The organism is Pantoea dispersa, from assembly GCF_014155765.1.
GTDB classification, from domain to species: domain Bacteria; phylum Pseudomonadota; class Gammaproteobacteria; order Enterobacterales; family Enterobacteriaceae; genus Pantoea; species Pantoea dispersa.
Window position 1 is genome coordinate 1 of sequence record NZ_SCKT01000002.1, and the last position, 19,314, is coordinate 19,314.

The 19,314-nt window shown below is 57.4% G+C and carries 20 protein-coding genes; 7 read left to right on the forward strand and 13 right to left on the reverse strand.

The features are described 5' to 3' along the window. Nucleotides 1–180 precede the first annotated feature (180 nt). From H7K56_RS06660 to H7K56_RS06670, 3 genes are all read right to left on the reverse strand, one after another. Nucleotides 181–981 (reverse strand): MetQ/NlpA family ABC transporter substrate-binding protein, encoded by an 801-nt coding sequence (locus H7K56_RS06660; RefSeq protein WP_021509481.1) that lies wholly within the window; start codon nucleotides 979–981, stop codon nucleotides 181–183. Nucleotides 982–1,095: 114 nt separating this feature from the next. After that, complete coding sequence (locus tag H7K56_RS06665; protein ID WP_150360239.1) at nucleotides 1,096–1,899, reverse strand: MBL fold metallo-hydrolase; 804 nt, start codon at nucleotides 1,897–1,899, stop codon at nucleotides 1,096–1,098. A 48-nt stretch (nucleotides 1,900–1,947) separates the two neighbouring features. Then, nucleotides 1,948–2,289 (reverse strand): gamma-glutamylcyclotransferase family protein, encoded by a 342-nt coding sequence (locus H7K56_RS06670; protein ID WP_150360240.1) that lies wholly within the window; start codon nucleotides 2,287–2,289, stop codon nucleotides 1,948–1,950. Between the two features lie 214 nt (nucleotides 2,290–2,503). Here H7K56_RS06670 and H7K56_RS06675 point away from each other — a divergent pair, with 214 nt between their 5' ends. Then, entirely contained in the window at nucleotides 2,504–3,523 is a 1,020-nt protein-coding gene (locus tag H7K56_RS06675) for an MBL fold metallo-hydrolase (protein ID WP_150360241.1), read from the forward strand. Nucleotides 3,524–3,565: 42 nt separating this feature from the next. Here the strand turns inward: H7K56_RS06675 and H7K56_RS06680 are convergent, their stop codons facing one another. Both H7K56_RS06680 and H7K56_RS06685 read right to left on the reverse strand, forming a co-directional pair. Continuing rightward, nucleotides 3,566–4,102 carry an RNA polymerase sigma factor gene (locus H7K56_RS06680; protein ID WP_150360242.1) on the reverse strand — a complete coding sequence of 179 codons (537 nt, stop codon included), beginning with the start codon at nucleotides 4,100–4,102 and terminating at the stop codon, nucleotides 3,566–3,568. Between the two features lie 5 nt (nucleotides 4,103–4,107). After that, nucleotides 4,108–4,554 (reverse strand): hypothetical protein, encoded by a 447-nt coding sequence (locus tag H7K56_RS06685; protein WP_150360243.1) that lies wholly within the window; start codon nucleotides 4,552–4,554, stop codon nucleotides 4,108–4,110. Nucleotides 4,555–4,727: 173 nt separating this feature from the next. Between H7K56_RS06685 and H7K56_RS06690 the strand changes: the two genes are divergently transcribed. After that, complete coding sequence (locus tag H7K56_RS06690) at nucleotides 4,728–5,312, forward strand: TetR/AcrR family transcriptional regulator (RefSeq protein WP_088517635.1); 585 nt, start codon at nucleotides 4,728–4,730, stop codon at nucleotides 5,310–5,312. Nucleotides 5,313–5,322: 10 nt separating this feature from the next. On the opposite strand, the gene H7K56_RS06695 is transcribed toward H7K56_RS06690, so the two are convergent. After that, entirely contained in the window at nucleotides 5,323–5,460 is a 138-nt protein-coding gene (locus H7K56_RS06695; RefSeq protein WP_170264731.1) for a hypothetical protein, read from the reverse strand. Nucleotides 5,461–5,994: 534 nt separating this feature from the next. Between H7K56_RS06695 and H7K56_RS06700 the strand changes: the two genes are divergently transcribed. The 4 genes from H7K56_RS06700 (at nucleotide 5,995) to H7K56_RS06715 (ending at nucleotide 11,516) form a co-directional block, all read left to right on the forward strand. Further along, entirely contained in the window at nucleotides 5,995–10,209 is a 4,215-nt protein-coding gene (locus H7K56_RS06700) for an autotransporter outer membrane beta-barrel domain-containing protein (RefSeq protein WP_150360346.1), read from the forward strand. Nucleotides 10,210–10,311: 102 nt separating this feature from the next. Then, nucleotides 10,312–10,656 (forward strand): toxin, encoded by a 345-nt coding sequence (locus tag H7K56_RS06705; RefSeq protein ID WP_141496026.1) that lies wholly within the window; start codon nucleotides 10,312–10,314, stop codon nucleotides 10,654–10,656. Continuing rightward, entirely contained in the window at nucleotides 10,649–10,963 is a 315-nt protein-coding gene (locus H7K56_RS06710) for a helix-turn-helix domain-containing protein (RefSeq protein ID WP_058758775.1), read from the forward strand. Before H7K56_RS06705 ends, H7K56_RS06710 begins: the two co-directional genes overlap by 8 nt. Before the next feature lie 127 nt (nucleotides 10,964–11,090). Beyond that, the gene (locus H7K56_RS06715; RefSeq protein WP_150360244.1) at nucleotides 11,091–11,516 is read left to right on the forward strand and encodes a thiol-disulfide oxidoreductase DCC family protein; all 426 of its coding nucleotides are present in this window, start codon (nucleotides 11,091–11,093) and stop codon (nucleotides 11,514–11,516) included. Here H7K56_RS06715 and arsC read toward each other — a convergent pair. The 3 genes from arsC to H7K56_RS06730 form a co-directional block, all read right to left on the reverse strand. Further along, on the reverse strand, nucleotides 11,513–11,941 hold the full coding sequence (arsC, locus tag H7K56_RS06720; protein ID WP_058770138.1) for an arsenate reductase (glutaredoxin): 429 nt from the start codon (nucleotides 11,939–11,941) through the stop codon (nucleotides 11,513–11,515). The two genes, H7K56_RS06715 and arsC, sit on opposite strands and share 4 nt — an antisense overlap. A 17-nt stretch (nucleotides 11,942–11,958) precedes the next feature. Continuing rightward, on the reverse strand, nucleotides 11,959–13,242 hold the full coding sequence (locus H7K56_RS06725) for an arsenic transporter (RefSeq protein ID WP_150360245.1): 1,284 nt from the start codon (nucleotides 13,240–13,242) through the stop codon (nucleotides 11,959–11,961). Nucleotides 13,243–13,311: 69 nt separating this feature from the next. After that, a complete protein-coding gene (locus tag H7K56_RS06730) occupies nucleotides 13,312–13,665 on the reverse strand; it encodes a metalloregulator ArsR/SmtB family transcription factor (protein WP_021509466.1) in 354 nt (117 codons plus the stop codon). A gap of 348 nt (nucleotides 13,666–14,013) precedes the next feature. Between H7K56_RS06730 and H7K56_RS06735 the strand changes: the two genes are divergently transcribed. Next, nucleotides 14,014–15,309 carry an MFS transporter gene (locus H7K56_RS06735; RefSeq protein ID WP_021509465.1) on the forward strand — a complete coding sequence of 432 codons (1,296 nt, stop codon included), beginning with the start codon at nucleotides 14,014–14,016 and terminating at the stop codon, nucleotides 15,307–15,309. Here H7K56_RS06735 and psrA read toward each other — a convergent pair. The 4 genes from psrA to H7K56_RS06755 form a co-directional block, all read right to left on the reverse strand. Beyond that, a complete protein-coding gene (gene psrA, locus H7K56_RS06740; protein WP_058775038.1) occupies nucleotides 15,306–16,205 on the reverse strand; it encodes an L-proline-binding transcription factor PsrA in 900 nt (299 codons plus the stop codon). The genes H7K56_RS06735 and psrA overlap by 4 nt on opposite strands. Nucleotides 16,206–16,347: 142 nt before the next feature. Continuing rightward, nucleotides 16,348–17,463, reverse strand: coding sequence for a M20 family metallopeptidase (locus H7K56_RS06745; RefSeq protein ID WP_150360246.1), 1,116 nt, complete (start codon nucleotides 17,461–17,463; stop codon nucleotides 16,348–16,350). Further along, a complete protein-coding gene (locus H7K56_RS06750; protein ID WP_150360247.1) occupies nucleotides 17,463–18,218 on the reverse strand; it encodes a glutamine amidotransferase in 756 nt (251 codons plus the stop codon). Before H7K56_RS06750 ends, H7K56_RS06745 begins: the two co-directional genes overlap by 1 nt. A gap of 14 nt (nucleotides 18,219–18,232) precedes the next feature. Further along, the gene (locus H7K56_RS06755) at nucleotides 18,233–19,312 is read right to left on the reverse strand and encodes a phosphotriesterase family protein (RefSeq protein WP_150360248.1); all 1,080 of its coding nucleotides are present in this window, start codon (nucleotides 19,310–19,312) and stop codon (nucleotides 18,233–18,235) included. Nucleotides 19,313–19,314: the final 2 nt, after the last annotated feature.

Below are 19,314 nucleotides of genomic sequence, written 5' to 3' on the forward strand. Positions count from 1 at the left end.
CGTTTATAACTGTTACCCATGTGCCCGGTCTAAAGTGTTACCCATGTGGCCGGTTTGTACCTTTATGGCGACCGTAATTGCCGCGGGTTCGCGATTAATGATGACCGCGATTGATGTAGGGTGGCCATTTATGGCGACCGTAATTGCCGCAGGGTTGCGATTAATAGCGACCGCATACGCTTACCAACCCTTAATAATATCGCCTTTATAAATTTCGTTGGCTTTATCCAGCACCGGCTGGGACTGGAACGCTTCTTTCAGCTTCTGCACGTTCGGGCTGTCTTTATTATCTTCGCGCGCCACAATCGCATTCACATATGGCGACGCTTTGCCTTCCATAAACATCCCGTCACGCGAGGCGGATAAATTGACCAGCGCGGCAAAGTTATTATTAATGATCGACAGATAAACCTGCGGATCGTCCAGCGTGCGCGCCAGCTGCGGCGTATCCACTTCCACAATCTTCAGCTTTTTCGGGTTGTCGGTAATATCCAGCGTGGTCGGCAGCAGACCGGCTTCGGGTTTCACCTTCAGCAGGCCCTGCGCCTGCAACAGCAGCAGGCTACGCCCCAGAGTGGTCGCTTCGTTAGACACGGTCACGGTAGCGCCATCCGGCAGATCCTGCAGTGATTTAATTTTGCGTGAATAACCGGCAATCGGAAACACAAAGGTATTGGTCACGACGGCAAATTTATACCCGCGCTCTTTGGACTGCATCTCCAGATAAGGCAGGCTCTGGAACGCATTGGCGTCCACATCTTTATTGAACAGCGCTTCGTTCGGCTGTACGTAATCGTTAAACGCCACTACATCGACATCGAGCTGATATTTATCGTGTGCCACCTGCTTCACGGTCTGCCACAGCGCCTCATCCGGTCCGGTATTGATCGCCACTTTGATTTTGTTGTCGTTGTGGTTGTCACAGGCGCTGAGCAGGGTGACAGAGGCCGCCAGCAGGGCGGTAAGCCATGTTTTTTTCATTGTTTGCAGGTTTCCTTATGTTTGCAGGAAACCGACTATAGTATACGTCCAGACGTCTGTACATCCGTGCGCGGTGCGATCGCCTGGTATTTATCCAGCGCGGCTGTGTAAGCGCTACGGCTGTGGATGTTGCAGACAGGCCAGATAGCGACGACCCGACTGCTGTACTGCCTCATCGGCACGCGCGAGAATTTCGCGGCCGGCAAACGCGCCGTACAGGCGCATAAACTTCACGCCCTGCAACCGCTGCAGCATGGCTGTCACCGTGGCGCCGGCCAGCGGTAGCATATTGGGATAGCTCCACATAAACGAAACCGCACTGGCACCGGGCGTTACCTGCAAAATATCGCCGCTCAGCAGCATGCCGCCGTCGTGTGCCCAGTGCAGCACCGTGCCGCCGGCAAAGTGGCCGCCCAGACGTAACAGCCGCACGCCCGGCAGCAGGTCACAGCTGTCGCCGTGCCAGGGCTGCAGACGGGGCGATGCGCGCATGATCCACTCGCTGTCGCTGGCGTGCAGATACACCGGTGCGTCGAAGGCGTCGGCCCAGTCCTGCATGGTGCTGTAATAATGGGGATGGGAGATGGCGATGGCGTGCAGGCCGCCGAGTGCACGCAGCAGCGTGACGGTGGCGTCATCCAGATGCGCGATGCAATCCCACAGGATATTGCCGTGCGGCGTTTGCAGCACAAAGGCGCGCTGGTTGATGGCAAAATCCGGTACGGTTTGCAGGCTGAGCAGCCCGGGCGCCAGCTGTTGCCACTGGTTTTGATGCGAGGCGCGCAGCGCAGACTGATCGATCCACTGCTGCCCGCCGGGCGGCACAAACTGGCGTTCATCCTGACAAATGCGACACTGCGTAAGGGCAGGTTGCTGCTGCTGATAAGACGTGCCGCAGGCGGTACAAATGGTGATCATGGCTTCTCCTCACAGTCCGGTGAGGATCAGTGTAGGCAAGGTGCGGGGTTAGCGCGCGGTGTCCTGCTGTGGCTGCAGCTGATAAATCCACGCCGTCCGCTGCTGGCCGTCGGTCGTGGTGACCTCAACCGGCACCCGGTCGTAGCCATCTTCAAACTCATCCAGCATCGGCCAGTGCAGCGCCAGCCGATCCGAGATGAACAGATAACCCGGCACGCGCGCGCCGTGCTCATCAAGTACGATGCCGTGAAAATCAGCGGCCGCGCCCCAGCCGTTGGCATAGTAAGTGCCGGCGACTGTCCCTGCCAGCCACTCACCGCCGATATTTTCCAGGATATGCGCATTGCACTGGCCCGGCTGCAGCGTGCCGTAAACGAAAAGCGTGTTCATTTTCCCTCGTAAAATCATGCAAAAGCGCTACTTTACCTGCCTGCTGCCGCCCTGTCATCCGCCAGGGAAAGGCCATACCGGCAGCGAAATTCTGCGTTACCGGTGGTGCGATGGCTCGTAATGTGAGGACGCGTGCGGCATAAAACGGTTAACGTAGCCGCAGATGTTTACCGCTGCTGCCAGCCAGCTTTCTCTTTTTCGAGGTATCCGCGCTATGTTGAAGGGTTCCAGCCTCTGCCGGGGTGCAATCAGGGAGTATCCGCACTCCGCCCAGTTTGATGGCAAAAAGTTTCGCAATGTCCAGCCGCGTCAGTCGCTAAGCTTTGGCGACTACCGCAAAATGCTGTGGGATTTCCTGTTCAATAAACCGAAAGATACCCAGCCGCCGGCCGCGCTGCCGGTGCAGCCCATCACGGCCGCCGCGCTGGCACAGGCCGCGCCCAACAGCGTCTTTCGCCTCGGCCACTCTTCGCTGTTGCTGAAGCTCAATGGCCAGTTCTGGCTGACCGATCCGGTGTTCGCCGAGCGCGCGTCGCCCTTTAAGCGACTGGGGCCAAAGCGCTTTCAGCCAGCGCCGATTGCCGTGGCCGATCTGCCGCCGATCGAAGGCATTATTTTGTCGCACGACCATTACGATCATCTCGATTACCACACCATCATGCAGCTGAAAGATCGGGTGAAGTACTTTCTCACGCCGCTCGGCGTCGGCGATTTGCTGATTAAGTGGGGCGTTGCGCCAGAGAAAGTCATCCAGCTTGACTGGTGGCAGTCGCGGGATATCGGCGGCATCCATTTTGTCGCGACGCCGTCGCAGCACTTTTCCGGACGCGGCCTGTTCGACAGCAACAAACGGTTGTGGTGTTCGTGGACGCTGATTTCTGACCAGTTCCGCCTGTTTTTTGGCGGTGACTCCGGTTACTTCGACGGTTTCAAAGCGATTGGCCGGAAATACGGTCCGTTTGATGCGGCATTTCTGGAAAATGGCGCTTACGATGCGCGCTGGGCCGACATTCATATGCTGCCGCAGGACACGCTGCGCGCGTTTCAGGACCTCAACGCGCGCTGGCTGTTTCCGATTCACAACGCGGCTTTTGATTTAGCGTTTCACCGCTGGGACGATCCGTTTACCCAAATCGTCCAGCTGGCGGCGGAGCATCAGGTTGCACTGTGTCTGCCGATGCTGGGTGAGGGCATTGATCTGTTACAGCCGCAGCCCACCGCGGCCTGGTGGTAAAGCACGCAACCCGATGGCCGTTTGGCTATCGGGTCGAGTAGGTCAGGCCGTGAGTTCGTCGTACAGACTGCGCAGCCGGGTGCGCAGAAACAGAACCGCTTTATGTTTGCGCGACAGCAGCGCCTGCACGCTGTCGCCGCTTTCGGCGGCCAGATCCTGATAGCTGAAGCCGAGCAGCTCGGTCTTTTCAAATACCTCGCGCTGCGCAGCAGGCAGTTCCGCGAGCGCATCGTCCAGCTCTTCCCACAGCAGCGTCTTCAGATACTCATCCTCCGGCGTCTGCGCCACGCCAAACAGCGTTTCGGCAATTTCATCCTCGGGAAAATCCTCGTCTCCGGCGGCGTTAAACAGCGAGAGCTCGCGTTTTTTTCGTGATCGATCGGTGATCTCGTTGCGCGCGGCGCGAAACAGCCAGGCGCTGACGTTCTCCACCGGCTGTTCCACCTGCAGCAGTTTCCAGCTGATCTCCTGCAGGATATCTTCGGCCTCATCGTGCCGCTCGCTGCGGCCGCGAATAAAGGCGCTGAGCTTAGTGCGGCAGGCGGCGAGGGCCGCCAGCAGCCGCGAATCCTGCGCCATGCCGCTTACTCTGCATCCGGGGATTTGGCGGGCGCATCGTCCGCGGGCGGGCGCGGATCGTCACGCTGGCTGCGGCGATCGTGCCAGTCACAGCGTCCGCCATGATGACCACGGCCGCCAAACCGCTCGCGCCGCTGCTGCATAAAGGCTTCACGCTGCTCCGGCGTCATCTGCATCCAGCGTTCATGCATGCGGCGACGCGCCATGCCAAACATACCGGGATGGAAGCCCAGCCCGCCGAACAGGATGCGACACAGCACCAGCAGTCCCAGCGCCTGCCAGAAGCCAATACTTTTTACGCCGGTCAGTTCCGGCAGCAGCGCATTCCACAGCGACATCACCAGCAGGCCAAGGGCAGCAAACAGCACCACGCCGAGCAGCAGCGGTTTCGCCATGCGGTGATGACCAAAGTGGTGACCACGGGGATGCTGATGCCTGTCAAAATCTCTCATTGGGGTTCCTCATTACGGTGACAAACAGGGTTGGTGATGAGGTAGACGAATCAGCGATGAAATTATTGCTGAAAAAATAAAAAAAGTGCGCGCTGCACGCCAGGCCGCTGGCTTGACTTCTTCCCTGCCTGCCAGTAGGTTGACCGATCTCTGTTGTTCTACCGGATTGCGTTATGACTGCCCGTTCCTCTAAAGCCCGCGAAATCATGGCCTGCACCCGCCAGTTGCTCACCGCCGGCGGCTATAAAAGCTTTAGCTATGCCGATATTGCCGCCCAGGTGGATATCCGTAAGGCCAGCATTCACCACCATTTTCCCGGCAAAGCCGATTTGGTGAAAGCGGTGGTAGAGGAATATCGTGCTGAGGCGCAGGCGGGCATGCAGGCGATGGATGAACAGATCAACGATCCGCTGAACGAAGTGAAGGCCTACGTCGATTACTGGGCGCACTGCATTAAAGAGGGAACTTCGCCTTTCTGCATCTGCGCGATGCTGGCGGCGGAAATGCCCACGCTACCGCCGGATGTCGCCACGGAAGTCAGCGGCCACTTCAGCGATCTCTCCGGCTGGTTAGCGCGCCAGCTGAGCAAAGGTGCCGCCAGCGGCGTTTTCCAGCTCAGCGACAGCGCTGAAAACGAAGCCAAAACGCTTATGGCCAGCGTGCACGGCGCGATGCTGGCGGCGCGGGCATTTAATAACGCCGGGATGTTTGAGCAGATCACTCATCCGCTGCTGCATAAGCTGATCAAAAACGCCTGACGGCGCGCAATCAGTGCGCGCCGGCCTGGGCGGGTGTGGTTTGATTTCGGAACGAAGCTTCCATCCTGTCCACCAGCGTTAGCGCTTCCCGTAAATGCAGCAGGATAATTTCCCGGTCCTCCTGCATTTCCGCCAGCTCTTCCAGCATTTCGCACTGCTCCGTCAGATGACGGATGCCGGTGACGCAATGAATTTTTTTTCATAGCGGGATAAACAGTGAAAATTATTCATATTGTTATATTGATCCGTTTTTAGATGGATTTATTAATTTTTTCCTTGTTAAGTTCAATCTTGGTTAACATTGAAAATGATTAATTGACGAATTAATAGGTATTGATGTTTTTTTGACTAATCCGGCAAACAAGATTTAATGCATTAATTTAATAAACCTAACCTGAACAAGAATGCATTGGAACTTGCCTGAAGAATTTCTGCTTTTATTCTTTAGAGGTATCAAACCTTACGTTAATCATTCTCAGACAATTCGCTATCTGCAGCGATTTATTTGCAGTGAAGCGATGATTATATCTGGAAGTTTTTGAAGTCGATCTCAGCTCATGAGAGCCAATACGAGATTGTTTTTTATTTATGGAGGCGAGGTTAAATGGCGGGAAAATATCACTTCTGCGCCCCTGCTACATCATGACTTCTACGGAATGAACTGATCAATAAAGGAAAAAGCATGAACAAGAATTTTCGTATTATCTGGAATTATGCACAGCAAGCTTATGTGGTAGCATCGGAACTGGCGCGCGGCAAAGTAAAATCCTGCTGTTCTGGCTCTGCATCCAATAAATCATTGTCAATCGGCGGTGCGTTCTTTTCAGCATTGCTTCTTGCCGTTTCACCCCCGGCCCTGGCCGACCATGGTGCGATCGTGACAGGTCCTGATGATAAGCTTGTACTGAGTAACCAGACGCTGCAGGCTAGCGGCGACGATTATCACGGATTACTGGTGCAAAATGGCGGCAAGGCGAGCGCCACGGATGTAACGGTACTGGCCGATGGCAACGAAGGATATGGTATTTTCTCAACCGTAGCTTCTTCCGCAGTTGAGTTAATACGCGGCAGCGTGAAAACCAGCGGGGATCGGGGCTTCGGTGTGGTTTCGAACTTAACCGGAACATTAAGAATCGACGGAACTCAGGTCGAAACAGAAGGTGCAAATGCTTACGGCGCTTACGCATCTTCGGGTGGGATTATTAACAGTCTCAACGCAGACTATGTCACCAAGGGGGAAGGTGCTTATGGCGTTTATTCCCGCGCTACGGATTCACAGTTCGATCTAAAAGGTGGTAGCGTCACCACTTACGGTAACCAGTCCTACGGACTTATAGCGGGGTCAGGCGGAAGGCTCAATGCAAATGGCGTCAATATCGCTACCCATGGTGATAAATCCTATGGTGTATTCGCTATCAATCCCAACTCCGAACTCACCCTGACAGGCGAAACGGTAACCACCAGCGGAAAAGGCGCTTATGGTGTTTATGCAACTGGCAATAATTTACGACTGGAACTTAATAAGGTGGGTATCGCTACCAACGGCACTGAAGCTTATGGTTTGGTAGCTGGGGACGGTGGAAGGCTCAACGCTAGCGGTGTACAAGTTACCACCTCCGGTGATAAATCTTATGGTGTGTTCGCTATTAATCCTGATACGGAACTCACTCTGACGGATGGAGAAGTAAACACCGGCGGAGATAGTGCTTATGGTGTTTATGCAACAGGGGATAATTCACGACTGGATCTAAATAATACCATTATCAACACCAGGGGTATCACAGCGCATGGACTGGTAACAGATGATGGTGGTGTGCTGAATGCAAATGATGTGAAAATTACTACCACTGGCGATCAGTCTTATGCAGTATTCGCGATTGCCCGAATGAATTTAAACAATGTGAGTATTGGCACCAGCGGCAGCAGATCCTATGGCCTGGTGGGTGACAATGGCGGAATACTCAACGCCAGCGGTGTGCAAGTCGTTACCACTGGCGTGCAATCCTATGGTGTGTACGCTATTAGTACCGGCACGAGGGTTATAATGGCGGACGGTGCGGTGAAAACCAGCGGAAATGGTGCTTACGGTGCTTATACAACCGGGGATAACGCACAGTTAGGTTTGAATAATGTCGGTATTAACACCAGCGGAGATGGCGCTTACGGCGTTTATTCATCCGGAAATAATGCGTTATCAGATTTGAAAAACGTCAGTACCCGCACCGATGGCAACAGAGCCCATGGTTTGGTTGCAGGATCAGGCGGCATGCTGAATGCCAGCGGTATGGACGTTACTACCCATGGCATTCAGTCCTATGGCGTATATGCTAACAATGATGGTACTGACATCACGCTGGCGAATGGAAAGGTATCTACAACCGGAGAGCGCGCATTTGGTATGTATGCTGCCGACGCTTCGACCTTAAATGCGCGTAATGTTCAAATCGGCACCCGCGGAGACAAGGCGCATGGCGTAATAACCGAGAGCGGTGCAAAGCTGGATGTGTCAGAAGCAGAAATAAGCACTTCAGGTAACGATGCGCATGGCGGTTATGCGACGGGCGAAGGTTCTCTGTTAAACGTGACTAACAGCACGTTTCTGGTCAGCGGTGCTGATGCGAATGGCCTGACAGCAGAGGCGAAATCAAGGCTCTATGCAGGTAATAACGTCATCAAAATTACTGGCAGCGGCATCGGTGTGGCTGCTTATGGCGATGAAACAGTATTTAATCTCTCCGACAGTCGGATCGAAATGGGAGAACGTGCCGGATATGCTGTGCTGGGGACCTACGGCAGTGTGATTAATCTAAAAAATATCGAGGTCGATACTCAGGCAAATAGCTCAGCACTAACGCTGGAATACGCCAGTACGTTAAACGCTGAAAACATCGCTGTAAAGGCGCGCAGCGGCGGTTATGGCATTGAAGTGCAGGATGGCGGCACGTTTAATGGCAACAAGGTCTTTATTGAAAAAGCCGGCGCCGATACTGCAGGTTTTAATGCCGCGATAAATGTGCTGAATTTAAATGCGCCGGATTTAACCAACACTCTGTCCCTGGGCGATTCAAATATTCAGGTTTCTGATGAGAATGGCATCGGTATTCTTTCCAGACAACAGGCCACACTGGCGGATATTGAACTTGCGAATACCGGTATTACCGCCACCGACGGCACCGCTGTCAACGTGCTGACCGGCACCAATATGAACATCGACGCCGATAATTCGCTGCTGAGCGGCAGCACGCTGCTGAAAACCGGCTACAGCACAACCGAAGGCGCGACCGCCGGCTCGGTGGTACTGAATGGTACTAATCACTCGCTGTTTACAGGTAACGTGGACATTGACCGTAGCCAGACCGCCGACAGTCAGATCAACCTGAGCGGCAACTCGGTGTGGACCGGCGCGTCCAGCGGCTTGCAGACGCTGACGCTTAACGACAACAGCCAATGGAACCTGATGGATAATAGCAGCGTAGATAGGCTGACGGTGAACAACAGTGAGATCAATATCGCGTACAACCCCGAAAAATTCACCGTATTGACTATCAATGGCAATTACAACGCGGATAGCGCTACGCTGAAGATGAATGTGACACTTAATGGGGATGCCTCGGCGACCGACAAACTGCATATTGTGGGCGATGTCAACGGTAACACAGATGTAGCGGTCAACAATGTCGGCGGCAGCGGTGCACAGACTATTCAGGGATTGAAATTGATTCAGGTAGACGGTGCCGTAAATGGCGATTTTCGTAAGAAACACCGTATTGTGGCGGGGGCTTTTGATTACAACTTAGTGAGAGGAAGCAGCCCTAACAGTCACAACTGGTACCTCTGGAGTGATATCAACACCACCGAACCTGTTCCGGAAGAAAAAATTGGCGATGACTCTGATGAAAATACTGTTGAGCCACCAGTAAATCCGCACAACATGATCGTGCGTCCGGAAGCGGCGAGCTACAGCGCCAACCTGGCGGCGGTCAACACGCTGTTTACCACCAGCATGGAAGACCGTCCGGCGGAAACCTTCTACAACGACGCCAGCGGCCAGCAGCAGAGCACGCGCCTGTGGCTGCACAACAGCGCCGGCCACAGCCGGGTGAAAGACAGCAGCGGCCAGCTGAAGTCCGACACCAACCGCTACGCCATCCAGCTGGGCGGCGACGTGGCGAGCGGCACGCTGACCGGCAGCGACAGCCTGCGCTTCGGCGCGATGGCCGGCTACGGCAACGCGCAGAGCAAATCGCGCTCGTCGGTAAGCGGCTACCAGTCGCGCGGCCAGGTGAACGGCTACAGCCTGGGCGTGTACGGCAGCTGGCTGCAGAACGCGGCAGAGCAGAGCGGTGCATTTGTTGACAGCTCGCTGAGCTACGGCTGGTTTAACAACAGCGTCAAGGGCGACGACATCGGCCAGCAGTCGTATAAATCCAAAGGCATCAGCGCGTCGCTGGCCGGCGGCTACCGCGCACAGGTGGCGACGCTGAGCGACAGCACCAGCCTGTGGCTGCGTCCGCAGGCGCAGCTGAACTGGCAGGGCGTGAAGGCGGACGACGTGAAAGAGCAGAACGGCAGCCGCGTGCAGGCCACCGGCCAGGACAACCTGCAGAGCCGCCTCGGTGTGCGCGCCTCGCTGCGCACGCTGCTCGACCCGCAGGCGCAGAGCGCTATCGAGCCGTACGCCGAAGCGAACTGGCTGCACAACAGCAAGGCGTTCGGCACCGCGCTGAACGGCGTCAACATCCAGCAGGCGGGCACGCGCAATGCCGCCGAGGTGAAGCTGGGCGTGGACGCGCGGCTGAACGCGAACGTCAATCTGTGGGGCGGCGTGGCGCAGCAGCTGGGCAATCACAGCTACAGCGACACCAGCGCGGTGGCGGGCGTGAAAGTCAGCTTCTGATGATAAACGGCTCTCGTACGGGGGCCCTTTCTTTATTACTTGAGTTGAACTATCCCCAATATGGGGATATGATGTCCCTTAGATGGGGACAGGGAAAGGGCCATGCAAGCGACGTTTATTGAGCTTTCCAGCTTTCAGAAATACCGGGCAGATTACCTGAGCGACGATCAATTCAGGCTGTTTCAGAATATGTTGCTGGCCGACCCCGAAAAGGGCGACGTCATTCCCGATACGGGCGGGCTTCGTAAAGTTCGTTTCAGGGATGAACGCCGGAACAAGGGATCGCGGGGCGGGATTAGAGTTATCTATTACTGGACGAATGAAAAAGGCCAGTTCATCCTGTTCAGCATATATGATAAAGATCAACGCGACGATCTGACCAAACAACAGCGCGATGCCCTGGCGGAGGCGCTGAACGTGATCAAAAAGGGGCTGAGACATGACTGAACGCGATATTTTCAGTGAGCTGATGGCGGGTATGCAGGAGCTGAAAGACCACCAGGACGGAAAAATCACGCTCAAGACCTATAAGGTCAGTAAGCGCGCGCCTGTCACCATTGCACCGCAGGAGCTGCGCGACGTGCGCGAAAAGCTTAATCTGTCACAGGCCGTTTTTGCGCACTATCTTCACACGGGCGAAACCACCTATCAGAACTGGGAACAGGGCAGGGCAAAACCTAACGCTCAGGCCGTACTGCTGATTCGCATGGTGCAGCAAAATCCTGAAACCCTGCAGACTCTCGCGCAATTCTGATGCGCCTGAAACCGCGCTCACCAGCGCGGTGGCGGGCGTGAAAGTCAGCTTCTGATAAGTGACATATAATAGAACCGGTGGGGCGTGTCGCCTCACCGGTTTTTTGTATCTGCAATGCGGAGGTCAGGTGTCATCATCCGTACAACCCGAGTCCGGCCAGCCTATCATTCTTTATGATGGACAATGCAAGCTGTGCAATGCCTGGGTAATTTTTCTGCTGCGCCACCGTCTGCCGCGCGATTATCACTTTGCGGCGATCCAGAGCGCGCGCGGCAAACAGCTGTTGCAGCACGCCGGATTACCGCACGATAACATCCGCACCATAGTGTTACTGCGCGATGGGCAGCACTGGCTGCGCGCGCAGGCCATCTGTCGCATTATGCACTCGCTGCCCTGGCCGTGGCGCGCCTGCGGCGTTCTGCGTTATCTGCCGGACGGGCTCACTAACCTGATCTACAACCTGATTGCCCGCAATCGCTATCGCCTGTTTGGCCGTTATGACCAGGTACACGCGATTGAAGCAGATTATCCCGGACGATTTCTGACCGACTAAAGACTGACGCGCCGGCCCTGCGCATCAATCACCACCTCACCATCCTCTTTAGTAAACGGACCGCGCTGCGCATCGGGCAGGATATCCAGCACCTGCTCAGAAGGACGGCACAGACGCGTTCCCAGTGGCGTCACCACAATCGGGCGGTTGATGAGAATCGGCTGCGCCAGCATGGCATCCAGCAGTTGCTCATCGCTCAGCGTTTCACGTACGGGCCCCAGCGCCTGCCAGGCGTCGGTGTTTTGACGCACCAGCGCGCGCAGACCAATCCCCATGGCGTCGATCAATTGCTGCAGCGTTTCACGCGTGGGTGGCGTAACCAGATAAAGCACAATGGTGGGCTCGACGCCGCTGTTGCGAATCAGTGCCAGCGTATTGCGCGAGGTGCCGCAGTCCGGGTTGTGATAGATGGTAATGTTAGTCATTGTCAGTCTCTTAACGGTCAAAGGGAAAGGCGCAGCGCCAGCGCTGCCAGCGTCACGGCCAGCACCGGTAACGTCAGGGTGATGCCGACGCGAAAATAGTAGCCCCAGCTGATGCGAATCTCTTTTTGCGCCAGTACGTGCAGCCATAGCAGCGTTGCCAGACTGCCAATCGGCGTGATTTTCGGACCCAGATCGCAGCCGATAATGTTGGCGTAAATCATCGCCTCGCGCACCACGCCCTGCGCCGTGCTGGCATCAATTGCCAGTGCACCCACCAGCACCGTCGGCATATTGTTCATGATGGAGGAGAGCAGGGCGCTGAAGAAGCCGGTGGCAAACGTTGCGCCCCACAGGCCGGTCGCAGAAAAACTATTCAGCAAGTCGGTAAGCCAGACGGTCAGCCCGGCGTTGCGCAAACCATACACCACCAGGTACATGCCGAGCGAAAACACCACAATCTGCCACGGCGCGCTGCGCAGCACCTTACGCGTATCAATCACCTGACCCCGCCGCGCCACCAGCCACAGCATCAGTGCACCTGCGGCGGCCACGGCACTTACCGGTACGCCCAGCGGCTCAAGGGCAAAAAAGCCGACCAGCAACAAGAGCAGCACCAGCCATCCCGCGCGGAAAGTAGCTCGATCCCGAATTGCCGCCGCAGGCGACGTCAGCCGGGCGCGATCGTAGCTGAGCGGTAGCTCTTTGCGGAAAAACAGGTGCAGCATCAGCAATGTCGCCAGTACTGCCGCGAGCGTGACCGGCACCATCACGGCGGCGTAATCGCCAAAGCCGAGCCGGAAATAGTCGGCGGAGACGATGTTAACCAGATTGGACACCACCAGCGGCAGGCTGGCGGTATCGGCGATGAACCCGGCCGCCATGACAAACGCCAGCGTGGCCCCCCGGCTGAAACCCAGCGCCAGCAGCATCGCGATCACGATAGGCGTCAGAATCAGCGCGGCGCCGTCATTGGCAAACAGCGCGGCGACTGCGGCACCCAGCAGGATAATAAAGGAGAACAATTTTTTACCGCTGCCACCGCCCCAGCGCGCCACGTGCAGCGCCGCCCAGGCAAAAAAGCCGGCCTCATCAAGCAGCAGGCTAATGATGATCACCGCGATAAAGGTGGCGGTAGCGTTCCAGACAATCTGCCACACTGCCGGGATATCGCCGGGATGCACCACGCCCGTCAGCAGCGCCAGAAGCGCGCCGGCGCTGGCGCTCCAGCCAATGCCCAGCCCGCGCGGTTGCCAGATCACCAGCAATAAAGTAATGGCAAAAATAGTCCCTGCCAGCAGCATGTTTCCTCCGGATAGTCAGGTTGTGTTCGTTTCATATGTGAAAAATCGAATATGTATGGGTAAAATTTTTTACAGACACACCGCCCGGCCATCGGTGGTCAGCTGGTCGCGCTGCACCGGCAGCAGCAGGGCATGGATCGCATCGCGCTGGCATTGCCATGCCTGTTCGATCACCGTCGCTGCCCACACCGGCATATGCGGCGAAAGGCGATAGTGGATCCACTTGCCGTCACGGCGATCGCTCAGCAAACCGCTGTTGCGTAACAGCGCCAGATGGCGGGAAATCTTCGGCTGCGGCAGTTGCAGGATGGCAGACAGCTCGCACACGCACAGCTCCTGACGTTCTTTCAGCAGCAGCACCAGCGTCAGACGTGTCTCGTCGGAAAGGTTTTTAAACAGCTGCAGTGGCGTTAGCGGCGACATAATCCCTCCTGAATGGAAAGCCGATAGTGTCCTGCGGCGACGTGATGAAGTCAACTACATATGCGAAAAAAGAGATGTGTTAATCCTGTGATACGCCAGACTCACGGTGGGCGGCTTGAAGCTGGTCACAAATCTGTATTGTGGTGCCCGCGGGCCTGAGCGGAGTAAAAACGGGGCTGGCTTTGTTAACTCATTGTTAATATTGGGGGCGGCCCGTTGCCGGCAGCGATTAATGCGTCAGACGCATCACGCCATGCGTTTATTGCGCTTATTAACCTTAACGTTCTGATCCAGTCTTCCGAAGCAGGCGCGATTGATAACAGCGCCAGGGACAAACTGGAGATACTTATGCATTCCTCTGCCTTACCGATGACCACCCGAGCCCGGGTTGGCGCTATTTTCCGCGTCACCTCCGGCAACTTCCTCGAACAGTTTGATTTCTTTCTGTTCGGTTTCTATGCCACCTATATCGCGCACACCTTTTTCCCCGCCAGCAGCGAATTCGCGTCGCTGATGATGACCTTTGCGGTGTTCGGTGCCGGCTTCCTGATGCGGCCGATTGGCGCGATTGTGCTGGGCGCTTATATCGATAAGGTTGGCCGGCGCAAAGGGCTGATCGTCACGCTGTCGATCATGGCGGCGGGCACCTTCCTGATTGTGCTGATCCCGTCGTACCAGTCGATTGGCCTGTGGGCGCCGCTGCTGGTGCTGATTGGTCGTCTGCTGCAGGGCTTCTCGGCCGGGGCAGAACTGGGTGGCGTGTCGGTTTATCTGGCAGAGATTGCCACACCGGGCCGCAAAGGTTTCTACACCAGCTGGCAATCCGGCAGTCAGCAGGTTGCCATCATGGTTGCGGCCGCGATGGGCTTCGCGCTCAATGCCGCGCTGGAGCAGAGCGCCATCAGCGCCTGGGGCTGGCGTATTCCGTTCCTGTTTGGCTGCCTGATCGTGCCGTTTATCTTTATTCTGCGTCGCCGTCTGGAGGAGACGCAGGAGTTCAGCGCGCGCCGTCATCATCTGGATATGCGTCAGGTATTTAGCACGCTGTTGCAGAACTGGCCGGTGGTGATTGCCGGGATGCTGATGGTGGCGATGACCACCACCGCGTTCTACCTCATTACCGTCTATGCGCCCACCTTCGGCAAAAAAGTGCTGATGCTGAGCGCCTCGGACAGCCTGCTGGTGACGCTGCTGGTGGCGATCTCCAACTTCATCTGGCTGCCAATTGGCGGTGCGCTGTCGGACCGCTTTGGGCGTAAACCGGTGTTGCTGGCGATGACGCTGCTGGCGCTGGCGACCGCCTATCCGGCACTGACGCTGCTGGCGCAGACGCCGACCTTCAGCATGATGCTGAGCGTGCTGCTGTGGCTGTCGTTTATTTACGGCCTGTATAACGGTGCAATGATCCCGGCGCTGACCGAAGTGATGCCGGCAGAAGTGCGCGTCGCCGGTTTCTCGCTGGCCTACAGCCTGGCAACCGCGCTGTTTGGCGGCTTCACGCCGGTGGTGTCTACCGCGCTGATCGAATACACCGGCGATAAGGCGTCACCGGGCTACTGGATGAGCTTTGCGGCGATTTGCGCGCTGCTGGCGACGCTGTACCTGTATCGCCGCCGCGCGCTGACGTTGCAAACCGCGCGTTAAGCGTGCTGAGACTGTTCGATAATCAGCTTTTCCAGCTCCGCAGCGACGTAAGATTGCATACGTCCGCTGCGGCGAATTAATCCCACCGAACGGGTGACCTGCGGATCGGTCAGCGCCAGCTGGCGCAGCAGCGGATGCCCGTTCGCTGGCATCGACATCGCGGGCACGGCAGCAATGCCGATGCCCGCTTCTACCATCCCCAGCAGCGTCGTGACATGGCGCGTTTCGCAGATACTTTGCCGGGCGGGCGTGAGATGCGCCAGCGCACTGTCCAGCAGATTGCGGTTGCCGGACACTTTATCCAGCGCCACATAATCCTGCGCAAAATACTCCTGCCAGCTGAGCTGCTGGCGCGTCGCCAGCGGATGATCGTGGCGACAGGCGGCGACGTAAACATCTTCCACCAGCGGCGTGAAGGTGAGCTCCGGCGGTAGATTACGCGCAAAACAGATACCGAAATCGGCCTGACCGCTGCTCACCGCATCCATCACGTTGCCGACGCTGCTATCAATCAGCTTGATGCGCACGCGCGGGTAACGCGCCTGAAAACGGCGGATCACCTCCGGCATAAAATAGTAAGCGCCCGAGGGCACGGTAGCGACGGTGATCAGGCCGGTGCGATCCTGGCTGGCGCGCTCGACGTCGGCCAGCATCGATTCGACATTATCCAGCAACTGCTCCGAGCGCTGAGCAAAGTTCTGGCCATACAGCGTTAGCGTGACGCGCCGCGTGGTGCGGTCAAACAGCCGGGTGCCGAGCGCCGCTTCCAGCTTCTCAATTCTGCGGCTGAGCGCTGACTGCGACAGGCAGATTGACTCCGCCGCCAGACGAAAGTTGCCGTACTCCACCAGCGCGCGGAAGGCGTAGAGATCGTTGAGGTCAAAATTGACGGGCATAACCGCGACTATCCTGCGTAATAACGCCAGCACACTACGCCGCTGACGTTAAAAAGTTGTTATAGCCGACGAGTGTAACAGGCTGCTGCGCGTTTCCGGCGGCGCAGAGGGAAAAAATCCGTTTTAAGCGCATCAGCGGCACTCAGCGCATCCAGTCAGCGATGAGCTGCCCGTAAATCTGCTCTGCCTCGCTCAGACGGCTCACCAGGCAGTATTCATCGGTCTGGTGCGCCTGCGTCGGCTCACCGGGACCGAGAATAATGCAGGGCGGATCGCCGAGCGCCGGCAGCAGCAGCGAGGCATCGGTAAAATAGGGCACGATGCGCGCTTGCGCAGGTTGCTGCGTCACGGCTTCGCAGGCACGGTACACCGACTGAATCCACTGGTGCCGCTCCGGGCTCAGCACCGCCGGCAGATCGACCAGCGTGCTGATGTGCACGCTGTCACCGAGAAAGGTCGCCAGCTGCTGGCGAATTACCGCGTGTTGCAGGTTGGGCGCGCTGCGGATATCCACATCAAACGCGGCGCGGTCCGGCACCGAGTTAATGTTGAGGCCGCCCTCAATGCGGCCGACGTTCAGCGTCGGCTGTTTCATCAGCGGATGCGGCGCGCCCGGTGAAAAGTGACGAATCTTACCCAGCGCATCGGCCGCCAGATAGATGGCGTTGATACCCAGCTCCGGCATGGCGCCGTGCGCGGTTTTGCCACGCGTTTCGCAGCGCAGCCACAGCGCGCCTTTGTGGCCGATCACCGGCTGGTTGGCGGTCGGCTCGCCCACGATCAGCGCGCCAACTTCAGGCAACTGCCCGGCCGCGATCAGCGCCTGGGCACCGTGGCAGCCGGTCTCTTCACCGCCGGTCAGCAGCAGTACCACGCCGCGCCCGGCGGCAATCGCCGCTTTGTGCTGCACGCAGGCCAGCACAAACGCCGCTACCGCCGCTTTCATATCGCTGGCGCCGCGCCCGTACAGCCGGTCGCCATCAATGTCGTGACCAAACGGATCAAACTGCCAAGGCTGATTACCCAGCGGCACGGTGTCCAGATGGCCGGTAAAGGCCAGCGGTTTGCCCGGCATCTGGCCCGGCAGGCGGGCGATCAGGTTGGCGCGCTGCTCGCCGAACGCCGTCAGTTCGACCACGAAGCCCTGCTCCTGCAGCCACGCGGCGAGGAATTGCAGACAGGCCAGCTCATTGCCCGGTGGATTGATGGTGTCAAAGCTCAGCAGCTGCTGCGCCAGAGGCAGTGAACGCGCTGGCATCAGTCACGCTCCGTCAGCCAGTCGAGACAGTTAATCCACAGCTGGCGATAGCCCGGCCAGCGGCTGAACTCTTCCGGCAGCCAGTGGGCTGACATGTCACTGGTCCACACCAGCGAGCGGCCTTGCTGATATTCGCGCACCGCCAGCAGCGGATGACCGGTGCCCGCCACGGTGGCCAGCAGCGTGCCTTCCGGCTGCATCTCCACTTCGTTGTAACCGAGCAGCCACGGCCAGTCGCCGGGAAGATCGGCAACTACTTTGTGTGACGTTGTCACCTCAGCGTAACTGCCTTCCGGCGTTTCAATGCGGTCGTCCCAGGCCAGACAGCGCACCGGCAGCACTTTCTCCACCAGCGTATTGCGATAGCGTGCGCCGCCGTTAATCCCCTGAAAACTGTAATAGCCGCCTACCATCATTAATGCGCCACCCGCGGCAACATAGTCGTGAATCAGCGCCAGGCGATTGGGCGTGCGCCGGCTTTTCAGCCAGGTGTCCGGATGCAGCAGCAGGGTGTTGGCACCGATATCGGACAGAATAATCACGTCCCAGCGCTGCAAATCCTCCAGCGTCTGCGGAAAATCGGTGGCGGCGGCGTGGGCCGGCATATGCGTGACGGCATAGGCACTCTCCTGCAGCGCGGCAAGAAAATCCGCCGCACCGCTGTGCCAGGTGGCGGTAGCAAACTGATCAAAGCCTTTTACGTGCGTTGCGGTACTGGTCCAGGATTCACCGACCAGCAAGACGTTCTTTTGCATGCCAACTTCTCCGTTTATCCGCCAAACACCCGTTGCGGATTAGTGATCATCAGGGTTTCGAGTTGTTCGCCGCTGACGCCATGACGTTTCAGGCGCGGCACAAAATGTTTGAGGATGTAGCCATAGCCGTGACCGCCGTAGCGCGTCAGCATGGTTTTCAGGAACACGTCCTGGGACAGCAAAATCTGTTGCAGATAACCGTCGTCGATCAGTGCGCAAATGGCGAGCGCGTTCTCCTCATCGGACGGTGACTGCGCCGATTCGTCGGCGTAGTAGTAGTTCATGCCGATCATGTCGTATTCGAGGAACACGCCGCGATCCGCCAGCTCGCGCTGGTAGGTTTTGTCGGCAAAGCTGGGGTTCATGTGACACAGCACGGTGTGGCGCAGATCGGCACCTTCCTGCGCCAGAATATCCAGCACCTTATGGCCGAGCCGCTCCCAGCCGGGCAGATGCACCTGAATCGGCACGCCGGTGGCCGCGCTGGCGCGCCCGGCGGCACGCAGCGATTTTTCTTCATCGGGCGTGAAGCGGCTGGATATGCCGATTTCACCGATCAGCCCGGCCAGCACCTCCGGCTTCTCCGGCAGTCCGCCGAGGTCGTAAATCAGCTTGTTGGTCAGCTGTTCCACGCTAATGGTTTTTACCCACTCGGGATGCGACGGCTCCAGATACAGACCGGTGCCCATCACAATATTCAGGCCGGTGAGACGGGCGATGCGCTGCAGCGCTTTACCATCGCGGCCGATGCCGATATTGGTCGGATCGATCACCGTTTCGCCGCCCAGCGCGCGGTATTTCATCAGCTCGTCAATCGCGGTATCGACGTCAAACAGCTGGCAGTTGTCGCGACTCATCAGCGGGTTGAGCGACAGCTCGCCGAGGTTCTCGATGCGCACCGGCATTTCAGCAATGTGGCGGTCGCTACAGCAGCAGGGCGGCACCCATTTACCGGAGGCATCCAGTAAAATGTGCTCATGCATCAGCGTGACGCCCATCTCCGCCACCGGCAGCGGACCGAGTACCGTCATTACCTGACCGCTGCTGACGCCGAGCGGCAACGGATCCGCATGGCGAAAAATTGATCCTTTCATGG